15 protein-coding genes and 1 tRNA gene are annotated in these 18,615 nt (G+C 70.0%); 11 read left to right on the top strand and 5 right to left on the bottom strand.

Translation table 11 applies throughout. The annotated features are described in order from the left end of the window. Nucleotides 1-47 precede the first annotated feature (47 nt). From ACFY3C_RS14780 to ACFY3C_RS14740, 9 genes are all read left to right on the top strand, one after another. Nucleotides 48-2,390, top strand: coding sequence for an FdhF/YdeP family oxidoreductase (locus ACFY3C_RS14780; protein WP_390770988.1), 2,343 nt, complete (start codon nt 48-50; stop codon nt 2,388-2,390). A 47-nt stretch (nt 2,391-2,437) separates the two neighbouring features. Continuing rightward, complete coding sequence (locus ACFY3C_RS14775) at nt 2,438-2,929, top strand: PaaI family thioesterase (protein ID WP_386574167.1); 492 nt, start codon at nt 2,438-2,440, stop codon at nt 2,927-2,929. Nucleotides 2,930-2,983: 54 nt separating this feature from the next. Next, nucleotides 2,984-3,400, top strand: coding sequence for a hypothetical protein (locus ACFY3C_RS14770; protein WP_390770987.1), 417 nt, complete (start codon nt 2,984-2,986; stop codon nt 3,398-3,400). After that, the gene (locus ACFY3C_RS14765; protein WP_386574169.1) at nt 3,397-4,005 is read left to right on the top strand and encodes a Tat pathway signal sequence domain protein; all 609 of its coding nucleotides are present in this window, start codon (nt 3,397-3,399) and stop codon (nt 4,003-4,005) included. Before ACFY3C_RS14770 ends, ACFY3C_RS14765 begins: the two co-directional genes overlap by 4 nt. 290 nt (nt 4,006-4,295) lie before the next feature. Beyond that, the gene (locus tag ACFY3C_RS14760) at nt 4,296-5,531 is read left to right on the top strand and encodes a branched-chain amino acid ABC transporter substrate-binding protein (protein WP_390770986.1); all 1,236 of its coding nucleotides are present in this window, start codon (nt 4,296-4,298) and stop codon (nt 5,529-5,531) included. Between the two features lie 109 nt (nt 5,532-5,640). Then, a complete protein-coding gene (locus ACFY3C_RS14755) occupies nt 5,641-6,573 on the top strand; it encodes a branched-chain amino acid ABC transporter permease (protein WP_386574171.1) in 933 nt (310 codons plus the stop codon). A 5-nt stretch (nt 6,574-6,578) separates the two neighbouring features. Further along, a complete protein-coding gene (locus tag ACFY3C_RS14750) occupies nt 6,579-8,402 on the top strand; it encodes a branched-chain amino acid ABC transporter permease (protein WP_390770985.1) in 1,824 nt (607 codons plus the stop codon). Between the two features lie 5 nt (nt 8,403-8,407). Further along, nucleotides 8,408-9,319 (top strand): ABC transporter ATP-binding protein, encoded by a 912-nt coding sequence (locus ACFY3C_RS14745; RefSeq protein WP_390770984.1) that lies wholly within the window; start codon nt 8,408-8,410, stop codon nt 9,317-9,319. Then, nucleotides 9,316-10,032, top strand: a complete 717-nt coding sequence (locus ACFY3C_RS14740; protein WP_384606294.1) for an ABC transporter ATP-binding protein — start codon at nt 9,316-9,318, stop codon at nt 10,030-10,032. Before ACFY3C_RS14745 ends, ACFY3C_RS14740 begins: the two co-directional genes overlap by 4 nt. A gap of 83 nt (nt 10,033-10,115) precedes the next feature. Here ACFY3C_RS14740 and ACFY3C_RS14735 read toward each other — a convergent pair whose 3' ends face one another. After that, nucleotides 10,116-10,772, bottom strand: a complete 657-nt coding sequence (locus tag ACFY3C_RS14735) for an ANTAR domain-containing response regulator (protein WP_390770983.1) — start codon at nt 10,770-10,772, stop codon at nt 10,116-10,118. 100 nt (nt 10,773-10,872) lie between these two features. Here ACFY3C_RS14735 and ACFY3C_RS14730 point away from each other — a divergent pair. After that, nucleotides 10,873-10,947 (top strand) — tRNA-Leu (locus ACFY3C_RS14730). Between the two features lie 86 nt (nt 10,948-11,033). Here the strand turns inward: ACFY3C_RS14730 and pyk are convergent. Both pyk and ACFY3C_RS14720 read right to left on the bottom strand, forming a co-directional pair. Further along, nucleotides 11,034-12,470, bottom strand: coding sequence for a pyruvate kinase (gene pyk / locus ACFY3C_RS14725; RefSeq protein WP_390770982.1), 1,437 nt, complete (start codon nt 12,468-12,470; stop codon nt 11,034-11,036). Between the two features lie 154 nt (nt 12,471-12,624). Further along, the gene (locus tag ACFY3C_RS14720; RefSeq protein WP_386574176.1) at nt 12,625-13,320 is read right to left on the bottom strand and encodes an SIMPL domain-containing protein; all 696 of its coding nucleotides are present in this window, start codon (nt 13,318-13,320) and stop codon (nt 12,625-12,627) included. A 149-nt stretch (nt 13,321-13,469) separates the two neighbouring features. On the opposite strand from ACFY3C_RS14720, the gene ACFY3C_RS14715 reads away from it, so the two are divergent. Then, the gene (locus ACFY3C_RS14715; RefSeq protein WP_390770981.1) at nt 13,470-15,275 is read left to right on the top strand and encodes a bifunctional metallophosphatase/5'-nucleotidase; all 1,806 of its coding nucleotides are present in this window, start codon (nt 13,470-13,472) and stop codon (nt 15,273-15,275) included. Nucleotides 15,276-15,348: 73 nt separating this feature from the next. Here ACFY3C_RS14715 and ACFY3C_RS14710 read toward each other — a convergent pair whose 3' ends face one another. Continuing rightward, entirely contained in the window at nt 15,349-16,761 is a 1,413-nt protein-coding gene (locus ACFY3C_RS14710; protein WP_390770980.1) for a lysine N(6)-hydroxylase/L-ornithine N(5)-oxygenase family protein, read from the bottom strand. Continuing rightward, nucleotides 16,758-18,116 (bottom strand): pyridoxal phosphate-dependent decarboxylase family protein, encoded by a 1,359-nt coding sequence (locus ACFY3C_RS14705; RefSeq protein WP_390770979.1) that lies wholly within the window; start codon nt 18,114-18,116, stop codon nt 16,758-16,760. Before ACFY3C_RS14705 ends, ACFY3C_RS14710 begins: the two co-directional genes overlap by 4 nt. Nucleotides 18,117-18,615: the final 499 nt, after the last annotated feature.

The raw sequence follows: 18,615 nt of genomic DNA, 5'->3' as shown, positions 1-18,615 counted from the left end.
GAGGATCGGAGGCGTACTTCTCACACGCAGTCGAAGGGGACCGTGCGATGGCGACCAAGCCGCCCAAGGGTGATCCGGTTCAGGACGCGCCGCAGGTCGCGGAGCCGAAGCACGCGGCGGCGGGGCTGCCCGCCATCGGGCACACGCTGCGCATCGCCCAGCAGCAGATGGGTGTGAAGCGCACCGCGCTGACCCTGCTGCGGGTGAACCAGAAGGACGGCTTCGACTGCCCGGGCTGTGCCTGGCCGGAGCCGGACCACCGGCACAAGGCGGAGTTCTGCGAGAACGGCGCCAAGGCGGTCGCCGAGGAGGCCACCCTGCGCCGGGTCACCCCGGAGTTCTTCGCCGCGCACTCCGTGGCCGACCTGGCCACCAGGAGCGGGTACTGGCTGGGACAGCAGGGGCGGCTCACGCATCCCATGCATCTCCCCGAAGGCGGAGATCACTACGAGCCGGTGAGCTGGGAGCGCGCCTTCGACATCATCGCCGAGGAGATCTCCGCCCTCGGCTCCCCCGACGAGTCCGTCTTCTACACCTCGGGGCGGACCAGCAACGAGGCCGCGTTCCTGTACCAGCTCTTCGCGCGCGAGCTGGGCACGAACAACCTGCCCGACTGCTCGAACATGTGCCACGAGTCGTCCGGCTCGGCGCTCTCCGAGACGATCGGCATCGGCAAGGGCAGCGTCCTGCTGGACGACCTGTACAAGGCCGACCTGATCGTCGTCGCGGGGCAGAACCCCGGGACGAACCACCCGCGCATGCTCTCCGCGCTGGAGAAGGCCAAGGCGAACGGCGCGCGGATCATCAGCATCAACCCGCTGCCCGAGGCCGGCCTGGAGCGGTTCAAGAACCCGCAGACCCCGCAGGGCATGCTCAAGGGCGCAACCCTCACCGATCTGTTCCTTCAGATCCGCATCGGCGGCGACCAGGCCCTGTTCCGTCTCCTCAACAAGCTGGTCCTGGAGACGGAAGGCGCGGTCGACGAGGAGTTCGTCCGCGAGCACACGCACGGGTACGAGGAGTTCGCCGAGGCCGCGCGTGCCGCCGACTGGGACGAGACGCTCAGGGCGACCGGCCTGTCCCGGGCGGAGATCGAGCAGGCCCTCGGCATGGTCCTCGCCTCCGAGCGGACCATCGTCTGCTGGGCGATGGGCCTCACCCAGCACAAGCACGCCGTTCCGACCATCCGCGAAGTGGTCAACTTCCTGCTCCTGCGCGGCAACATCGGCCGCCCGGGCGCGGGCGTGTGCCCGGTGCGGGGCCACTCCAACGTGCAGGGCGATCGCACGATGGGCATCTTCGAGCGGCCCGCCCCGGCGTTCCTGGACGCGTTGGAGAAGGAGTTCGGGTTCGCACCCCCGCGCGAACACGGATTCGACGTCGTACGGGCCATCCGCGCGCTGCGGGACGGCGAGGCGAAGGTGTTCTTCGCCATGGGCGGCAACTTCGTCTCCGCCTCCCCCGACACGGACGTCACCGAGGCGGCCATGCGGCGCGCGCGGCTGACCGTGCACGTGTCGACCAAGCTCAACCGCTCGCACGTCGTCACGGGCGCGCGTGCCCTGATCCTGCCGACGCTCGGCCGTACCGAGCGCGATCTGCAGGTCGGCCCGAACGGGAAGAGCACGGAGCAGTTCGTCACGGTCGAGGACTCCATGGGCATGGTGCACGCCTCGCGCGGGCGGCTCGCGCCGGCGAGCCCGCAGCTGCTGTCCGAGCCGGCGATCGTGTGCCGGCTGGCGCGCCGGGTGCTCGGCGCGGACAGCAAGGTCCCGTGGGAGGAGTTCGAGAGGGACTACGCGACGATCCGCGACCGCATCGCGCGCGTGATCCCCGGCTTCGAGGACTTCAACGCGCGCGTGGCCCGCCCGGGCGGCTTCACGCTGCCGCACGCGCCGCGCGACGAGCGCCGCTTCCCGACGGCGACCGGCAAGGCGAACTTCACGGCGGCGCCGGTGGAGTACCCGGAGCTGCCCGAGGGCCGGCTGCTGCTGCAGACCCTGCGCTCGCACGACCAGTACAACACCACGATCTACGGCTTGGACGACCGCTACCGGGGCATCACCAACGGCCGCCGGGTGGTGCTGGTGAACCCGCAGGACGCGCGGGCCCTGGGGGTCACCGACGGGGCGTACGTGGACCTGGTGAGCGAGTGGCAGGACGGCGTGGAGCGGCGGGCGCCCGGTTTCCGTGTCGTGCACTATCCGACGGCGCGGGGCTGCGCGGCGGCGTACTACCCGGAGACCAATGTGCTCGTGCCGCTGGACGCCACCGCCGACACCAGCAACACCCCGGCCAGCAAGTCCGTCGTGGTCCGCCTGGAGAGCGGGCTGGAGGGTCGCCCGGAGGCCCGGCCGGAAGCCCGTCTGGAACAATCGGCGACCGACTGAGCGTTTGCTCAGCCAAGAGACAGGTGTACGACGAACGGAGCCGGCCCATGGGCGAGCAGCAGCAGGTGAAATTCCCGCAGGAGGTCATAGACGAGTACGCCGCGCTCGGTGTCGACCTGCCCGCACTGTTCTCGGCGGGCCACCTCGGGACGCGGATGGGCGTGCAGATCCTGGAGGCGTCGGCGGAGCGGGTCGTCGGCACGATGCCGGTGGAGGGCAACACCCAGCCGTACGGGCTGCTGCACGGAGGCGCGTCCGCGGTGCTGGCGGAGACCCTGGGCTCGGTCGGCTCCATGCTGCACGGCGGCAGCTCGAAGATCGCGGTCGGCGTGGACCTGAACTGCACGCACCACCGTGGGGCCCGCTCGGGCCTGGTGACCGGCGTGGCGACGCCGGTGCACCGGGGGCGGTCGACGGCGACGTACGACATCGTGATCAGTGACGAGGAGGGCCGCCGGGTGTGCAGCGCCCGGCTGACCTGCCTGCTCCGGGACGTGCGGGCCGGCGACGAGGCGCACGTCCGGCCCGCCGGCGACTGAGCGCGTCCCCGCCGCCCCGTTGCCCCCCGCCGTCCCTCCCCTTAGCTTCGGCACATGGGACGGTATGGGGGCCCCTGCCCGGGGGTGAGGTTCCTGACGGTCTGGCTGGCGCTGCCGGCCCTGCTGTGGACGACGAGCTGCGGCGGGGCGGACGGCGCCGGCGGCCCCGGGCACTCGGCCAGCAGCTCGGCCGCCGCCTCCGCGGCGCCGGCCTCCGACGCGGAGCTGTGCGCGAGGATCGTCGCCCACTGGTCGCGGAAGGTGCTCGACAGCGGCACCTACGGCGACTACCAGTCCATGGGGCTGTCCAACGCGCAGTACGAGATCCTGCGCGACGTCGTGGACGCGGCGCGGGCGGCCGAGCGGCGCCAAGGGGCCACTGCCTCCGACGAGTTGATCGACCGCCAGGCCCGCAGTGCCTGCGCCGAGCGGTACCGGCACGGAACCCCGAGCGGAGGTCCGTGGCAATGAGCGGCATCGGCCCCCTGGAGCCCGGCGAGGGCACGCAGGCGTGGGACACCGCACCGCAGGCGCCCCGCGGCCGAAGGCGCGCACTGCTCTCGTCCCTGTACGCCCGCCACCGCCGGGCCGCCCTGGCCCTCGCCGCCGTCGCGCTCCTGCTCGCGGGCGGCGGCTATCTCTACGCGACCCGCCCGCGGCAACCGGCACCGCCCCAAGTGCCGTACCCCGCCCAGGTGGTGACGATGTCGTACCTGCGCGAGCGGGCCACCCCGCCCGGCGGGCCGGCCCGCAGCTTCCGCTTCGAGGTGCTGTTGAGCGTGGAGTCGGGACCGCCGGTCACCGTGACCCGAGTGACCCAGCCGTACGCCGGTCTCTCGGTGGCCGCGGCGCCGCATGTCCCCTTCCGGACAAAGGCAGGCGCTCCTCGCAAGATCACCATAACCATGCAAGTGACGGAATGCGGAAAGGTTCCGAAGGACGCCGGGATGCCTTTCCTGGAAGTAACTCTACGTAATACGCGCGCAATGCAGATTCAGAGTTTCATCCTCGGCCCCCACTACGCACAGCACCTCTCGCACGGCCTGAAAGTCGCCTGCAGCAACAGTGGTGCGTAATCACCAAAACCCTTGAGACACCTGAACGGATCACGGTGAGTCCTGCGGGTTCTCACAATGCGGACAGGGCGAATCGGCCTGAATTCCGGCGTTCCCCCCACGGCGTACCGCTCTGCATTACCTCGTGTCATAACAAGAGCGTCACAGCATTGGTCAGACCCTCCTCCACGTTCCCCACACACGCCTAGAGTCACGGCCAGTCACCGCGCAGTCGGATTCTCACTTCGGCCAGGCGCGAGCGGCTCGACCGTTTCCACGGGGATGCGGTCGTCGATCGGAAAGGACTGATCGTGCGTCAACGTTCGCTCATCGCCATCACCGCCGCCCTGGCGGCGGGTGCACTCACCCTCACCGCCTGCGGCTCGCGCGACGGCGACAAGGGTTCGGACTCCGGCAACGGTGGCGGCACCACCGTCACCATCGGCGTCGACGCCCCGCTGACCGGCGACCTGTCCGCGCTCGGCCTGGGTATCCGGAACTCCGTGGACCTTGCGGCCAAGCAGGCCAACAAGAAGAACTACGTCAAGGGCATCACCTTCAAGGTCGAGGCCCTCGACGACCAGGCGCAGCCCTCCTCGGGCCAGACGAACGCCACCAAGTTCGTCGGTGAGTCGGGTGTCCTCGGCGTGGTCGGTCCGCTGAACTCCTCCGTCGCCCAGTCGATGCAGAAGGTCTTCGACGACGCCAAACTGGTCGAGGTCTCCCCGGCCAACACCAGCCCGGACCTGACCCAGGGCCCCGACTGGCGGAAGTCGAAGTCGCGCCAGTACAAGTCGTACTTCCGCACCGCGACCACGGACGCCATCCAGGGCCCGTTCGCCGCCCAGTACGTCTACAACAAGGCCAAGAAGACCAAGGCCTTCGTCATCGACGACAAGAAGACGTACGGCGCCGGCCTCGCCGGGACGTTCACCGACGAGTTCAAGAAGCTCGGCGGCAAGATCGTCGGCACCGAGCACATCAACCCCGACACCAAGGACTTCTCCGCGGTCGCCACCAAGGTGAAGAACTCCGGTGCCCAGGTGGTCTACTACGGCGGTGAGTACCCGCAGGCCGGTCCGCTGAGCAAGCAGATCAAGGCCGCCGGCGCCAAGATCCCGCTGGTCGGCGGTGACGGCATCTACGCCGACGACTTCATCAAGCTGGCCGGCGCCTCCGGCACCGGTGACCTGGCCACCTCGGTCGGTGCGCCGGTCGAGACGCTCGACTCCGCCAAGGAGTTCGTCGCCAACTACAAGGCGGCGGGCTACAAGGAGGCGTACGCGGCGTACGGCGGTTACTCCTACGACTCGGCCTGGTCGATCATCGAGGCCGTGAAGAAGGTCGTCGACGACAACGGCGGCAAGCTGCCGTCCGACGCCCGCGCGAAGATCACCGCCGCGATGCAGAACGTCTCCTTCGACGGTGTGACCGGCAAGGTCTCCTTCGACGAGTACGGTGACGCGACCAACAAGCAGCTCACCGTCTACTCCGTCACGGGCGGAGCCTGGAAGGCCGTGGAGTCCGGCACCTACAACGGCAGCTGACCCACACCCGCACCAAGCGAGCCGCGCGGGGCGCTGTTCCACTGGCGCCCCGCGCGGACTCGCATCCGGCCACATCCGTCGAACTTTCCGAACGCTCGGAGGACATGCGGTGAACGAACTGCCGCAGCAGCTGGTCAACGGCCTGCTACTTGGATCCATGTACGGGCTGGTCGCCATTGGCTACACGATGGTCTATGGCATTGTCCAGCTCATCAACTTCGCCCACGGCGAGATATTCATGACCGGCGCGTTCGGCGCGCTCACGGTCTACGCCTACATCCTTCCCGACGGCACCTCGATGTGGGTGGCCCTGCCGCTGATGCTCGTCGGCGCCATCCTCGTCGCCACCACGGTCGCCGTCGGAGCGGAACGGTTCGCCTACCGCCCTCTGCGCAGCGCACCCCGCCTCGCTCCCCTCATCACCGCCATCGGTCTCTCCCTCGCCCTCCAGCAGGCGGTGTGGGCCTGGTACCCGGGCGCCAAGTCCGCCCGCACCTTCCCGAGCATCCCGGGCGGCCCCTTCGAGATCGGCAACGTCACGATCCAGACCGGTGACATCTTCCTGGTCTGTGCGGCGCCGCTCAGCATGGCGTTCCTCGCCTACTTCGTGATGCGCACCCGTACCGGGCGCGGCATGCAGGCCACCGCCCAGGACCCGGACACCGCGAAGCTGATGGGCGTCAACACCGACCGCATCATCGTGGTCGCGTTCGCCCTCGGTGCCACCTTCGCCGCCGTCGGATCCGTGGCCTACGGCCTCAAGTACGGCCAGATCGACTTCCGCATGGGCTTCATCCTCGGTCTGAAGGCGTTCACCGCGGCCGTCCTCGGCGGTATCGGCAACATCTACGGCGCCATGCTCGGCGGCCTCGTCCTCGGCGTCGCCGAGGCCCTGTCCACCGCCTACATCGCCGACATCCCCGGCATGGACAAGTTCGGCAGCCAGTCCTGGGCAGACGTCTGGGCGTTCGTACTCCTCATCCTCGTTCTGCTGTTCAGGCCCCAGGGTCTGCTCGGCGAACGCGTCGCGGACAGGGCGTGACACCGATGACCACACAGACCACCACATCCGAGACCCCGAGCGCTCCCGCGGCCGCCCCGTCCGGCCTGATCGGCCTGCCCGCCCCGCTCGGCCGGGCCCTCGCCACCGGCGGCGGCATCCTGACGATCCTCTCCACCTTCCTCGCCTGGACCTGGACCGCCGCGTTCCCCGGCGACCTCACCGTCTACGGCTACCCGGGCGGACTTCAGGTCCTCGTCCTGATCGGCGGCATCCTCACCACCCTCTTCGGCCTCGCCTCCTACGGCGTCAAGGGCCTGAAGTGGCTGACCCCGGGCAGCGCCGACAGCGCGCTGAAGACGGCCGCGCTCGGCACCTTCGCCACCGCCTGGTACACGGTCATCGCCATCAGCGCCAAGCTGGGCGGCCTGGTGAACCTGGAGGCCGGCGGCTTCGTCGTGGCCATCGCCACGCTGGCGGCCCTGGTCGGCGCGCTGGCCCTGCCGTTCGAGCGGCCGGCCCCGGACCTCGCCGACCCGGACGACACCGGCATGGAGAAGTTCCGCCACCAGTCCCGGCAGAACTGGAACAACTTCAAGGCGGCCTTCGCCTCCAAGCCCCTGGGGCCGGCCCCCAAGCTGCCCGCCTACGCCGAGATCCTCGTCATCATCGCGGCGATGGCCGTCGGTCTGATCGTCTTCACCTACGGCATCGGCACCGAGTACGACCAGCTGTTCATCGGCTTCCTCATCACCGCCGGCTTCGGCTTCGGCGCCCTCTCCAAGGCCGGGCTCGTGGCCCGGGTCTCGGCGATCACGGCGCGCCACCGCAACATCACCATGACCGGTGCCTTCGCCGCCGCGGCCGCCTTCCCGTTCACCCAGTCCGACGACCAGTACGCGACGATCGGCGTCTACATCCTGATCTTCGCCACCGTCGCGCTCGGCCTGAACATCGTCGTCGGCCTCGCCGGCCTCCTCGACCTCGGTTACGTCGCCTTCCTCGGTGTCGGCGCCTACACCGCGGCCCTGGTCTCCGGCTCGCCGTCCTCGCCGCTGCACGTCAGCTGGCCGTTCTGGGCCTCGGCCCTGACCGGCGCGGCCGTCGCGATGGTGTTCGGTGTCCTCATCGGTGCCCCGACCCTGCGCCTGCGCGGCGACTACCTCGCCATCGTGACGCTCGGCTTCGGTGAGATCTTCCGCATCACCGTCCTCAACATGGACGGCACCTCGGGCCCGGACGTCACCAACGGCTCCAACGGCATCTCCTCGATCCCGAACCTGAACATCCTCGGCTTCGACTTCGGCCAGGAGCACCAGTTCCTCGGCGCCACCGTCGGCCGGTTCGCGAACTACTTCCTGCTGATGCTGCTCATCACGCTCATCGTGGTCGTGGTGTTCCGGCGCAGCAGCGACTCCCGCATCGGCCGCGCCTGGATCGCCATCCGCGAGGACGAGACCGCCGCGCTCGCCATGGGCATCAACGGCTTCCGGGTCAAGCTGATCGCGTTCGCCCTGGGCGCCTGCATGGCCGGCCTCGCCGGTTCCGTCCAGGCCCACGTCACGTACACGGTGACCCCGGAGCAGTACCAGTTCGCGCACGTCGTGCCGCCCAACTCGGCCTTCCTGCTGGCCGCGGTGGTCCTCGGCGGCATGGGCACCATCTCCGGTCCGCTGGTCGGTGCCGCGCTGCTGTACCTGATCCCGGCCAAGCTCCAGTTCCTGGGCGACTACCAGCTCTTCGCCTTCGGCGTCGCGCTCGTAATCCTGATGCGCTTCCGCCCCGAGGGCCTCATCCCCAACCGGCGCCGCCAGCTCGAATTCCACGAAGAGGCAGAAGCGCCCGCCGTCCTCAGCAAGGCAGGGGCGTGACCATCATGACCACCGACACCACCACCCAGGACGCCGCCCCCGGCGCGTCCGCACCCGGCGAGGTCGTGCTCGACGCCCGCGGCGTCACGATGCGCTTCGGCGGTCTGACGGCCGTACGCAATGTCGACTTCACCGTCAACAGCGGCGAGATCGTCGGTCTGATCGGCCCCAACGGCGCCGGCAAGACCACGTTCTTCAACTGCCTCACCGGTCTGTACGTGCCCACCGAGGGCGAGGTCCGCTACAAGGGCCAGGTCCTGCCGCCGAAGTCCTTCGAGGTCACGGCGGCGGGCATCGCCCGTACCTTCCAGAACATCCGTCTGTTCGCCAACATGACGGTTTTGGAGAACGTGCTGGTCGGCCGCCACACCCGCACCAAGGAGGGCCTGTGGTCCGCGCTGCTGCGCGGCCCCGGCTTCCACAAGGCCGAGGCGGCCTCCCGCGCCCGCGCCATGGAACTCCTGGAGTTCGTGGGCCTGGAGGCGAAGGCCGAGCACCTCGCCCGCAACCTCCCCTACGGCGAGCAGCGCAAGCTGGAGATCGCCCGGGCGCTGGCCAGCGAGCCCGGCCTGCTGCTCCTGGACGAGCCGACCGCCGGTATGAACCCGCAGGAGACCCGGGCCACCGAGGAACTGGTCTTCGCCATTCGGGACAAGGGCATCGCCGTGCTCGTCATCGAGCACGACATGCGCTTCATCTTCAACCTCTGCGACCGCGTCGCCGTCCTCGTGCAGGGCCAGAAGCTCGTCGAGGGCGACAGCGCGACCGTGCAGGGCGACGAGCGGGTCGTCGCCGCGTACCTCGGCGAACCCTTCGAGAACGCCCCCGGTGACGAGGAGGTCGCCGAGGTCGAGGCGGCCGAGGCGCACGCCGAGGCCACGACGGACGCCGCGCCCGGCAAGGAGAACGACCGATGACCGCACTGCTCGAAGTAGAGGACCTGCGGGTCGCCTACGGCAAGATCGAGGCCGTCAAGGGCATCTCCTTCAAGGTCGAGGCCGGCCAGGTGGTCACCCTCATCGGCACCAACGGCGCCGGCAAGACCACCACCCTGCGCACGCTCTCCGGCCTGCTCAAGCCGGTCGGCGGGCAGATCAGGTTCAACGGCAAGTCGCTGAAGAAGATCCCGGCCCACCAGGTGGTCTCGCTGGGGCTCGCCCACTCCCCCGAGGGGCGGCACATCTTCCCGCGCATGACCATCGAGGACAACCTGCGCCTCGGTGCGTTCCTGCGGAACGACAAGCCGGGCATCGAGAAGGACATCCAGCGCGCCTACGACCTCTTCCCCATCCTCGGGGAGCGCAGGAAGCAGGCCGCCGGCACCCTCTCCGGCGGTGAGCAGCAGATGCTGGCGATGGGCCGCGCCCTGATGTCCCAGCCGAAGCTGCTGATGCTGGACGAGCCGTCCATGGGTCTGTCGCCGATCATGATGCAGAAGATCATGGCGACGATCGCCGAGCTGAAGTCCCAGGGCACGACGATCCTGCTGGTCGAGCAGAACGCCCAGGCGGCGCTCTCGCTCGCCGATCAGGGTCATGTCATGGAGGTCGGCAACATCGTCCTGTCCGGCACGGGCCAGGACCTGCTGCACGACGAGTCGGTCCGCAAGGCGTACCTCGGCGAGGACTGACCGCCGGGGCACACGAAGAGGCCCGCGCCCCCTTCTCCGGGGCGCGGGCCTCTTCGTTCGGCTGCGATCGAACGGCTGCGAGATCAGGCCTTCTTCGCGGCTTTCTTCTCCTCGTTGTCCGCGATGACCGCCTCGGCGACCTGCTGCATCGACATCCGGCGGTCCATGGAGGTCTTCTGGATCCAGCGGAAGGCGGCGGGCTCGGTCAGCCCGTACTCCGTCTGCAGGATGGACTTGGCGCGGTCGACCAGCTTGCGGGTCTCCAGGCGCAGGGTGAGGTCGGCGACCTCCTGCTCCAGCTGCTTCAGTTCGGTGAAGCGGGAGACGGCCATCTCGATGGCCGGTACGACGTCGCTCTTGCTGAACGGCTTCACCAGGTAGGCCATGGCACCGGCGTCCCGGGCGCGCTCGACGAGGTCGCGCTGGGAGAACGCGGTGAGCATGAGGACCGGGGCGATGGACTCCTCGGCGATCTTCTCGGCCGCGGAGATGCCGTCCAGCTTGGGCATCTTCACATCGAGGATCACCAGGTCCGGCCGGTGCTCACGGGCCAGCTCCACGGCCTGCTCCCCGTCCCCGGCCTCGCCGACGACGGTGTACCCCTCCTCCTCCAGCATCTCTTTCAGGTCGAGCCGGATCAGCGCCTCGTCCTCGGCGATGACGACACGGGTCGTCAGCGGAGGCACGTGCGACTTGTCCTCGTCGGGCACGTCTACGGGCTGGGGCGACTCGGCGGTCACGGGGGCTCCTCGTTCAGGGCAGGGGTACTGCTGACAAGAGCCTACCTAGCTACGGTATGGTGGACGCGCGGAGGGTCGGGGGAAACCTTGGATTCTGCGAGCCCCGGTAGCCCAATTGGCAGCAGGCAACGGATTCAAAACCCGTACAGTGTCGGTTCGAGTCCGACCCGGGGCACTTTCCTTGGATTCCAAGGTCACTGAATTGGTCGGGCCTCTCTGGGTGAGGGGCCCTTTTCCGCGCCCTGTTCCAATCCTGGTCCGCTATTTGGGACTGTCGTCCTCGCCGATGTGGTGCACCCGGACCATGTTGGTCGAGCCGGAGACACCGGGCGGGGAACCCGCCGTGATGACCACGACGTCGCCCTTCTGGCAGCGGCCGTACTTCAGGAGCAGCTCGTCCACCTGGTCGACCATGGCGTCCGTGGAGTCGACGTGCGGGCCGAGGAAGGTCTCCGCACCCCAGGTGAGGCTGAGCTGGGAGCGGGTGGCCTGCTCCGGGGTGAAGGCCAGCAGCGGGATGGGCGAGCGGTAGCGGGACAGCCGGCGGGCCGTGTCTCCCGACTGGGTGAAGGCCACCAGGAACTTCGCCCCGAGGAAGTCGCCCATCTCGGCCGCGGCCCGGGCGACGGCGCCGCCCTGCGTGCGGGGCTTGTTCCGCTCGGTCAGCGGTGGCAGACCCTTGGCGAGCAGGTCCTCCTCGGCGGCCTCGACGATCTTCGCCATCGTCCGCACGGTCTCGATCGGGTACTTCCCGACGCTGGTCTCGCCGGACAGCATCACCGCGTCCGTGCCGTCGATGACCGCGTTGGCCACGTCCGAGGCCTCGGCGCGGGTCGGGCGGGAGTTGTCGATCATCGAGTCCAGCATCTGGGTGGCCACGATGACCGGCTTGGCGTTGCGCTTGGCGAGCTTGATCGCGCGCTTCTGCACGATCGGGACCTGCTCCAGCGGCATCTCCACGCCCAGGTCGCCGCGCGCGACCATGATGCCGTCGAAGGCGGCGACGATGTCGTCGATGCTGTCGACCGCCTGCGGCTTCTCCACCTTGGCGATCACCGGGAGGCGGCGGCCCTCCTCGTCCATGATGCGGTGGACGTCGACGGCGTCCTTGCCGCTGCGCACGAAGGAGAGGGCGATGACGTCGAAGCCGGTGCGCAGCGCCCAGCGCAGATCGTCCTGGTCCTTCTTGGACAGGGCGGGCACGGAGACGGCGACGCCGGGCAGGTTCAGGCCCTTGTGGTCGGAGATGACGCCGCCCTCGACCACCCGGGTGTGGACCCGGGGGCCGTCGACGGCGGTGACCTCCAGGCAGACCTTGCCGTCGTCCACGAGGACGCGCTCACCCGCGGTGACATCGGCGGCGAGGCCGGCGTAGGTGGTGCCGCAGGTGTGGCGGTCGCCCTCGACGCCCTCCTCCACGGTGATGGTGAAGGAGTCGCCGCGTTCAAGGAGTACGGGGCCTTCGCTGAAGCGGCCGAGCCGGATCTTCGGACCTTGAAGGTCGGCGAGGATTCCGACGCTGCGACCGGTTTCGTCGACCGCCTTTCGTACGTGCCGGTATCGCTCCTCGTGCTCGGCGTGAGTGCCGTGGCTGAGGTTGAAGCGGGCGACGTCCATTCCGGCCTCGACCAGTGCCTTGATCTGGTCGTACGAGTCGGTGGCGGGCCCCAGAGTACAGACGATCTTCGCTCGGCGCATGACTCGAGCCTAGGCCTTACCCGCCGGTAGAGAATCCGGCCCACATGGCCACTCAACAACCTTTGAGTAAAGGGCTATTGACAAGTGTTGAATTGTGCAGCCGCCCGCTCCTATGAGCGATTCTTTGCGGTCATAGCTTCTTCGTGTCCGGAATTCACAGCCGCGGCGGTACCAGGGTGAATTGGGCACTGACCTGGGCGGTGACACGCAGTCGCGAAGGTTCCAGATCGAGGGGTTCGGCGGGCTCGGCCGCCTCGGCCATGCTCATGCGCCGGACACCCCGCCCGAAGGCGGCCCCACCGGCCCGCGGTCGCTCGGCGCCGGTGTCGGCCAGTTCGACCAGGGCGGCGATCGAGGTGCCGAGGGCCTCGGCGTACTCCCGGGCCCGCTGGAGCGCGTCGCCGACCGCCCGCCGCCGGGCCTCGGCGTGCACCGGCGAGCCGGGGCGCAGGGACCACCAGGGGCCGTCGACCCGGGTCAGCTCCAAGTCGGCCAGGCGCGTGGTCAGTTCACCGAGGACGGTGAAGTCCGAGAACTCGGCGCCGAGGTGGACCCTGCCCTGGTAGCTGCGCACCCGCTCCCCCCGGCCACGCTCGGCCAGCTCCGGGGTGATGGAGAAGGCGCCGGTGGACAGCTCCTCCACCGCGTCCCCGTAGGACTTCACGAGGTCGAGCACGGCGGCGTTGCGCCGGGTGAGGTCGTCCAGGGTGGAGCGCCGGTCGCGGCCACGGGCGGTCACGGTCACGCCGATGCGGGCGATCTCGGGCTCGACGTCGAGTTCGGCCTCGCCGCGGACCACGAGGAGAGGGGCATCGGGGGTGCCGTACGGGACGGTCGAGGGGGAGGTCATACGTCCCACTCTGTCACGCACCTCCCGCTTCGGCGGCCGGAGTTCACGCATCCGGTCACCAGATCGCAACCTCTTGGACCTGTTGCCGTCAGTCATGACCAGGTCAGAATCTACGCGCGTTGTTGACCATTCGCCGAGGAGACCAAGAGATGCCGTTGAACCGCCGGAAGTTCCTGAAGAAGTCCGCCGCGACGGGCGCGGGAGTCGCGATCGCCGGTGCGGCGGCGGCTCCGGCGGCCCAGGCGGCCGAGCAGCAGACGCCCGGGAAGCACGTGAAGCGCCACTCGCTCACCGTCATGGGCACCACCGACCTGCACGGCCACGTCTTCAACTGGGACTACTTCAAGAACGCGGACTACACCGACAAGGCGGGCAACGCCCAGGGCCTGGCCCGGATCTCGACCCTGGTCGACCAGATCCGCGCGGAGAAGGGCCACTGCAACACGCTGCTGCTGGACGCCGGCGACACGATCCAAGGAACCCCGCTGACGTACTACTACGCCAAGGTCGACCCGATCACCGCCAAGGGCGGCCCGGTGCACCCGATGGCGCAGGCGATGAACGCGATCGGGTACGACGCCGCGGCGCTCGGCAACCACGAGTTCAACTACGGCATCGAGACCCTGCGCAAGTTCGAGGACCAGCTGGACTTCCCGCTGCTCGCCGCCAACGCGGTCGACGCGAAGACGCTGCGGCCCGCCTTCCCGCCCTACTTCGTCAAGACGTTCCACGTGCCGGGCGCCCGTCCGGTCAAGGTCGCCGTGCTCGGTCTGACCAACCCCGGCATCGCGATCTGGGACAAGGCGTACGTGCAGGGCAAGCTGGCGTTCCCGGGCCTGGAGGAGCAGGCCGCGAAGTGGGTGCCGAAGCTGAAGGCGCTGGGCGCCGACGTCGTCGTGGTCTCGGCGCACTCCGGGTCCTCCGGCACCTCGTCCTACGGTGACCAGCTGCCGTACGTGGAGAACGCGGCCGCCAACGTGGCCAAGCAGGTCCCGGACATCGACGCGATCCTCGTCGGGCACGCGCACGTGGAGATCCCGGAGCTGAAGGTCACCAACGACAAGACCGGCAGGACGGTCGTGCTGTCGGAGCCGCTGGCCTACGCGGAGCGGCTGTCCGTGTTCGACATCGAGCTGGTCTTCGAGAAGGGCCGGTGGACCGTCGAGTCCGTCTCCTCGAAGGTGCTCAACTCCAACTCGGTCGCCGACGACCCGAAGATCACCAAGCTGCTCAGCGACGAGCACGCGAAGGTCGTCACGTACGTGAACCAGGTCGTCGGCACCGCGACCGCGACCCTCACGACGGTCGAGGCCCGCTACAAGGACGCCCCGATCATCGACCTGATCACCAAGGTCCAGGAGGACGTGGTCAAGGCCGCGCTGGCGGGCACCGAGTACGCCTCGCTGCCGGTCATCGCGCAGGCCTCGCCGTTCTCCCGCACCTCCGAGATCCCGGCCGGCGACGTGACCATCCGGGACCTGTCGAGCCTGTACGTGTACGACAACACGCTGGTCGCCAAGCTGCTGACGGGCGCGCAGGTGCGGGCGTACCTGGAGTACTCGGCGGCGTACTACGTCCAGACGGCCGCCGACGCCGCCGTCGACGTGGAGAAGCTGACCAACGAGGGCGGCCGCCCCGACTACAACTACGACTACGTCTCGGGCCTGTCGTACGACATCGACATCGCCCAGCCGGTCGGTTCGCGGATCAAGAACCTCACCTTCAATGGTGCCGCGCTGGACGACAGCCAGCAGTTCGTGTTCGCGGTGAACAACTACCGCGCCAACGGCGGCGGCGCCTTCCCGCATGTCGCCTCGGCCAAGGAACTGTGGTCGGAGTCGACGGAGATCCGCACCCGGATCGCGGAGTGGGTCACCACGAAGGGCGTCCTGGACCCGAAGGACTTCGCGTCCGTGGACTGGAAGCTCACGCGGAACGGCACGCCCGTCTTCTAGGCCGCGCAGGAAGCGGACCGGCCTCCCGGGACGGTGACATGCACAGGATGCGTGTCACCGTCCCGGGGGCCTTCTACCTTTCGCCCACCAGCGGGGTCAGCTGCGTCGCCTGCCTGGGCTGCGGCACCCGGGACTGCGGCTCCTCCAGCCCGTACGTGGTGAAGGACGTCCGGGTGGGCAGCGGGTACGGCTCCTTGCCCGTGAGGGAGTTGAGGATGCCGGCGCTGCGCCAGGCGGCGAGCCCGAGGTCGGGGGTGCCGACACCGTGGGCGTGGAGTCCGGCGTTCTGGACGTACACCGACCCGGTGACCGAGGGGTCGAGCAGCAGCCGGAACTCCCCCTCGATACGCGGGCGTTCGCTGCTGTCGCGGCGCATGTAGGGGTCGAGTCCCGCGAGGAGGCGGCCCAGCGGGCGCTCGCGGTAGCCGGTGGCGAGGACGACGGCGTCCGTGGTGAGCCGGGAGCGGCTGCCCTGCTGGACGTGCTCCAGGTGGAGTTCGACCTTGGTGGTGGCGACCCGGCCGGCGGTGCGAACCCGGACCCCGGGAGTCAGGACCGCGTCGGGCCAGCCTCCGTCCAGGGTGCGCCGGTACAGCTCGTCGTGGATGTCGGCGAGGGTGCCGGCGTCGATGCCCTTGTGCAGCTGCCACTGGGCGGCGATCAGCCGGTCGCGGACGGGTTCGGCGAGGGCGTGGAAGTAGCGGGTGTAGTCGGGCGTGAAGTGTTCCAGGCCGAGCTTGGAGTACTCCATCGGCGCGAACGCCTCGCTCCGGCCGATCCAGTGCAGCCTCTCGCGCCCGGCGGGACGGTGGCGCAGCAGGTCGAGGAAGACCTCGGCGCCGGACTGTCCGGAGCCGACGACGGTGACGTGCTCGGCGGCGAGCACGGTGGCGCGGTGGTCGAGGTAGTCGGCGGCGTGGATGACCGGGACGCCGGGCGCCTCGACGAGGGGCTGCAGCGGGTCGGGCACGTAGGGGGCGGTGCCGACGCCGAGGACGACGTTGCGGGTGTAGGTGCGGCCCAGCGCCTCGGCCTCGCCCTCGGCGTCGAGCCGGGTGAAGTCGACCTCGAACACGTCGCGTTCGGGGTTCCAGCGGACGGCGTCGACCTGGTGGCAAAAGTGCAGCCCGGGGAGGTTCTCGGAGACCCAGCGGCAGTAGGCGTCGTACTCGGCGCGCTGGATCTGGAAGCGCTCGGCGAAGTAGAAGGGGAAGAGCCGCTCGCGGGTCCTGAGGTAGTTGAGGAAGCTCCAGGGGCTGGTGGGGTCGGCGAGGGTCACCAGGTCGGCGAGGAACGGCACCTGGATGGTGGCGCCCTCGATGAGGAGGCCGGGGTGCCAGGCGAAGGCGTGGCGCTGTTCGTAGAAGACGGCGTCGAGTTCGGCGAGCGGGTGGGCGAGGGCGGCGAGGGAGAGGTTGCAGGGGCCGATACCGATGCCGACCAGGTCGCGCGGGGACTCGGGCTCGTGGCCTGGGGAGATGGTCATCTGGGGGTCGTTCCTTCTACGAGTTTGAGGAGCTGGGCCAGTTCGTCCGGCCGGGTGTGGGGGTTGAGGAAGGTGGCCTTGAGCCAGAGGCGGTCGTCGAGCCGGGCGCGGCCGAGGACGGCCCGGCCCTCGTGCAGCAGCCTGCGGCGTACGGCGGCCACCGTGTCGTCGTCCGCGTCGGCGGGCCGGAACAGGACCGTGCTGATGACGGGCCGGTCGTACAGCTCGAAGCCGGTGTGGCCCTGGACGAGCGCGGCGAACTCGCGCGCGCGGGCGCAGACCTGGTCGACCAGGGTGCCGAGGCCGCTGCGGCCCAGCGCCTTCAGGGTGACGGCGATCTTGAGGATGTCCGGGCGGCGGGTGGTGCGCAGGGAGCGGCCGAGCAGGTCGGGGAGTCCGGCCTCGGTGTCGTCGTCGGCGTTCAGGTAGTCGGCGCGCTGGTGCAGGGCGGCGAGGTCGCGGGGCCGGGCCACGGCGAGCAGGCCGGCTGCGACCGGCTGCCAGCCGAGCTTGTGCAGGTCGAGGGTGACGCTGTGGGCGGCTTCGAGTCCGGCGAGTTTGTCCCGGTGCCGGTCGCTGAAGGCGAGGCCGCCGCCGTAGGCGGCGTCGATGTGCAGGCGGGCGCCGTGGGCGGTGCACAGGCCGGCGATCTCGGGCAGCGGGTCGATGAGCCCGGCGTCGGTGGTACCGGCGGTGGCGGCGACCAGCAGCGGGCCGGAGAGCGCGGTGAGGGCCGCGTCGAGGGCCGCCGGGTCGAGGGTGCCGCCCGGGGCGGGGACGACGACCGGCTCGGGAAGGCCGAGCAGCCAGGCGGCGCGGGGCAGCGAGTGGTGGGCGTTGGCCCCGCAGACCAGCTGGACGCTGCCGCCGTGGGCCTCGCGGGCGAGCAGCAGGGCGAGCTGGTTGGACTCGGTGCCGCCGGTGGTGACCAGGGCGTCGGCGAGGCCGATCTCCTGGGCCAGGGCACGGGCGACCTCGGCCTCCAGCGCGGAGGCGGCCGGGGCCTGGTCCCACGAGTCCAGGGACGGGTTGAGGACGCTCGCGGCGAGGTCGGCGGCGGTGGCGACGGCGAGCGGCGGGCAGTGCAGATGGGCCGCGCACAGCGGGTCGGCGGGGTCGGCGGCGCCCTCGGCGAGGGCATGCACGAGGGCGCGCAGCGCGTCGGGGTCGCCGTCGTCCGGCAGGACGTCCCCGAGGGCGTCGGCGATCCGCGCGGCGACGGCGTCGGGCCCGCCGGCCGGCAGCGGTCCGCCGCGGGCCCGGGCACCGCTCGCGAGCGCGTCCATGACGGTGTCCAGGAGCGGCCGCAGGGCTCCGGGGCCATCGGGTCCTGAGGCGAGGGGCGGCATGCTCATGGGCTCTCCTCCGGGGCGCGGGGACATGGGGGCGGCCATGGGGGCTTCCGGCTGGTGCAGGGGCCTGTGTACGGCGTCTTCCAGTTTGTACGGGAAGAGTCCCACGCGTCCGTAAAGCCCAACGATCGGAACCCGAAAGTGGGTACTGCCGTACGGGGAAAGCGCGTTGGAGTGTGGTGACCTGCGGCTGACGTCGGTCGGGTGGTTGACGCGCGGATGACCGACGTGCCCGGTGAGCGGGTGGTGGTGCGTGCGCCCGGTGCGTCGGACGAGGCACCACTGGCGACGCTGTTCGCGGAGTGCGAGGACTGGTGCGTGGGCCTGTTCCTGCCGGCCCCGTGGGCGCGGGGGCGGTGGCATCGGCCGAGCGCCGGTCGAGCCCCTGCTGACCCGCGCCGGGCAGGTGCCCCCGCGCCCACGGGGCCGGCAGGCCGGCGCTCCGGTGAGCGCTTCCTGGAGCGCCTCGGCTTCACCCTGACCGCCCCTGCTCCCGCCCCCG

The organism is Streptomyces sp. NPDC001410, assembly GCF_042895235.1.
In the GTDB taxonomy this organism is placed as follows: Bacteria; Actinomycetota; Actinomycetes; order Streptomycetales; family Streptomycetaceae; genus Streptomyces.
This window is presented reverse-complemented; position numbering and strand designations above follow the sequence as displayed.

Bases quoted from the DNA above. Each gene is read 5' to 3' on its own strand.
- ACFY3C_RS14780 (WP_390770988.1), top strand. From the start codon at position 48: ATGGCGACCAAGCCGCCCAAGGGTGATCCGGTTCAGGACGCGCCGCAG.
- ACFY3C_RS14775 (WP_386574167.1), top strand. From the start codon at position 2,438: ATGGGCGAGCAGCAGCAGGTGAAATTCCCGCAGGAGGTCATAGACGAG.
- ACFY3C_RS14770 (WP_390770987.1), top strand. From the start codon at position 2,984: ATGGGACGGTATGGGGGCCCCTGCCCGGGGGTGAGGTTCCTGACGGTC.
- ACFY3C_RS14765 (WP_386574169.1), top strand. From the start codon at position 3,397: ATGAGCGGCATCGGCCCCCTGGAGCCCGGCGAGGGCACGCAGGCGTGG.
- ACFY3C_RS14750 (WP_390770985.1), top strand. From the start codon at position 6,579: ATGACCACACAGACCACCACATCCGAGACCCCGAGCGCTCCCGCGGCC.
- ACFY3C_RS14745 (WP_390770984.1), top strand. From the start codon at position 8,408: ATGACCACCGACACCACCACCCAGGACGCCGCCCCCGGCGCGTCCGCA.
- ACFY3C_RS14740 (WP_384606294.1), top strand. From the start codon at position 9,316: ATGACCGCACTGCTCGAAGTAGAGGACCTGCGGGTCGCCTACGGCAAG.
- pyk (WP_390770982.1), bottom strand. From the start codon at position 12,470: ATGCGCCGAGCGAAGATCGTCTGTACTCTGGGGCCCGCCACCGACTCG.
- ACFY3C_RS14720 (WP_386574176.1), bottom strand. From the start codon at position 13,320: ATGACCTCCCCCTCGACCGTCCCGTACGGCACCCCCGATGCCCCTCTC.
- ACFY3C_RS14715 (WP_390770981.1), top strand. From the start codon at position 13,470: ATGCCGTTGAACCGCCGGAAGTTCCTGAAGAAGTCCGCCGCGACGGGC.
- ACFY3C_RS14710 (WP_390770980.1), bottom strand. From the start codon at position 16,761: ATGACCATCTCCCCAGGCCACGAGCCCGAGTCCCCGCGCGACCTGGTC.
- ACFY3C_RS14705 (WP_390770979.1), bottom strand. From the start codon at position 18,116: ATGAGCATGCCGCCCCTCGCCTCAGGACCCGATGGCCCCGGAGCCCTG.